We start from the raw sequence: 1,195 nt of genomic DNA, 5'->3' as shown, positions 1-1,195 counted from the left end.
GGTAATCCCCCCATAGAACCGCAGTGAGCTGAAGTAGAATTTCCACAACAAGGAAATTCGAGCAATGAAGCAATCCCGATTTACCGACAGCCAGATCATGGCGATCCTCAAACAAGCCGAAGCCGGCACACCGGTGCCGCAACTGTGCCGCGAACACGGCATGAGCAGCGCCTCGTTCTACAAGTGGCGCGCCAAGTACGGCGGCATGGACACCTCGATGATGGCACGCCTGAAGGAGCTTGAGACTGAAAACAGGCAGCTTAAGAAGATGTACGCCGAAGAGCGCCTGAAGGCTGAAATGGTGCAGGAAGCGCTACGAAAAAAGTGGTAGCGCCATCTCGACGCAAAGAGATGGCGCGTTGTGCTATTGAGCACTTTAAATCCAGTATCCGCCTGGCCTGCCAAGCGTTTGGCATCAGCGAGAGCGGTTATCACTATCAGGCGAAACACGCCGATGAAAATGACGTGATCGCTGACTGGTTGCTACGCCTGACCACTGCCCAGCGCAACTGGGGCTTTGGCTTATGTTTCCTGTACTTACGCAACGTCAAAGGCTTCAAGTGGAACCACAAGCGCGTGTACCGCATCTATCGGGAACTGGAATTGAATCTACGTATCAAGCCTCGAAAGCGCCTAGTGCGCGAACGCCCGGAACCCTTGGGCACGGCCACGGCGATCAACCAGATCTGGTCAATGGACTTTATGCACGATCAGCTGGCGGACGGCCGCAGTATCCGGCTCTTTAACGTGGTCGATGACTTTAACCGTGAAGGGCTGGGTATCGAAGTAGACTTCTCGCTGCCGGCTGAACGTGTAACGCGTGCGCTGGACCAGATCATTGAATGGCGCGGCAAGCCGGCCTGTCTACGATGCGATAACGGTCCTGAATACGTCGGTAAAACGATGCTCGAATGGGCCGCCAAGCGACGCATTACGATCATCCACACCCAACCCGGAAACCCTCAGCAAAATGCCTACGTCGAGCGCTATAACCGAACCGTGCGTTATGATTGGCTCGCCCAAAATCTGTTTGGCAGTCTGGAGGAAGTTCAGCACGGCGCCACTGCTTGGCTCTGGACTTACAACAACGAACGACCCAACATGGCACTGGGCGGCATCACTCCAAGACAGAAACTAGCCAGTAAATATTTAACTGATTCTACTGCCGCTCACTGCTGAAAATGGGGGGATTACC

1 protein-coding gene is annotated in these 1,195 nt (G+C 54.5%); it reads left to right on the top strand.

Annotated elements, in window-relative coordinates; genetic code table 11:
* The first annotated feature begins 64 nt into the window (after positions 1 to 64).
* A protein-coding gene (locus tag CR159_RS21310) for an IS3 family transposase (RefSeq protein ID WP_439650597.1) occupies positions 65 to 1,179 on the top strand; the annotation gives its coding sequence in 2 pieces (ribosomal slippage) (positions 65 to 317 and positions 317 to 1,179; 1,116 coding nt in all).
* The last annotated feature ends 16 nt before the right edge of the window (positions 1,180 to 1,195 follow it).

This window comes from Pollutimonas subterranea, assembly GCF_002849655.1.
Lineage (GTDB): Bacteria > Pseudomonadota > Gammaproteobacteria > Burkholderiales > Burkholderiaceae_B > Pollutimonas > Pollutimonas subterranea.
Note: the sequence above shows the minus strand (reverse complement) of the source record. Positions and strands in the feature narration are given on the sequence as shown.